Source organism: Nocardia heshunensis (assembly GCF_054782115.1).
In genome coordinates this window covers 1-1,026 of the sequence record NZ_BAAGTC010000061.1, presented here as the reverse complement: position 1 = coordinate 1,026, position 1,026 = coordinate 1, and the positions used below count along the sequence as shown (strand labels likewise).

1 protein-coding gene is annotated in these 1,026 nt (G+C 68.4%); it reads right to left on the bottom strand.

Translation table 11 applies throughout. The annotated features are described in order from the left end of the window. Window positions 1-1,026: AMP-binding protein (locus tag ACYVN4_RS45165; protein ID WP_460730498.1), on the bottom strand; the 1,026-nt coding region annotated here is incomplete at both ends.

The window sequence follows — 1,026 nt, the reverse complement described above, 5'->3', positions numbered from 1 at the left end:
CGACCACGAGCTTGCCGCCGTAGAGCAGCGGGCCCCACAGCTCCCAGACGGAGAAGTCGAAGGCGTAGGAGTGGAACAGCGTCCACACGTCGTCGGGTCCGAAGCCGAACTCGCGATCGGTGTTCGCCATGAGCCGCACCACGTTCCGGTGCGCCACGGCCACGCCCTTGGGGCGACCGGTCGAGCCGGAGGTGTAGATGACATAGGCAACATGGTCTGGATGCAACGCCGCGATGCGGTCGGCATCGGTGACCGGGGAATCCGCCGCGTCCTCGATGTCACCTGCCTCCAGCGAGAAGCCGTCCAGCAGTACCGTGTGCAGGTCGGCATGAAGATCTACCTGCACTGTGGAATCGGTGATCACGCTGGTGGGCTGGGCATCCGACAGCGTGTAGGCGATGCGGTCGGCCGGGTAGCTCGGATCGATCGGCACGTAGCCCGCGCCGGTCTTGATCACCGCGAGCAGTGCCACCACCAGGTCCGCCGAGCGCGGCAGCAGCACCGCGACCAGTTGTTCCGGGCCCGCGCCCTCGCTGATCAGCGTGCGCGCCAGCACATTCGCGCGCCGGTCCAGCTCGGTGTAGGTGAGTTCCTCGTCGCCGAGGCGGACCGCGACCTGCTCCGCGTTCGAGGCGACGGCCAGGTCGAACAAGCTCGACAGGGTGGCATCGGAATCCGCGAACGGACTCGCGATGGCTGCCAACGGATTGGTCAGCACCTCAGCGGCCCCGCCCAACGCGGCCAGCATGGCGGGTTCCACGACGTCTTCGCCCACCGCTGAGTCCGCCTCCGCGACCGCGGCGCGTGCGGCCTGAGCGAGCGTGTGCAAATCCTCGCCTCCGGAGACCCAGCGCTCGGCCACGTCGTGGCGTTCGCTCTCGCTGAGGAGGTCGATATCACCGATCAGGGCGGCCGGGTCCTCGGCGACCGTGCGCAGCACGCGCACCAGGCGGTCGGCGAAGGAGGCCACGGTCTCGGCGTCGAACAGATCGGTGGCGTAGTTCCACGACAGACCCAGCGAGCCGT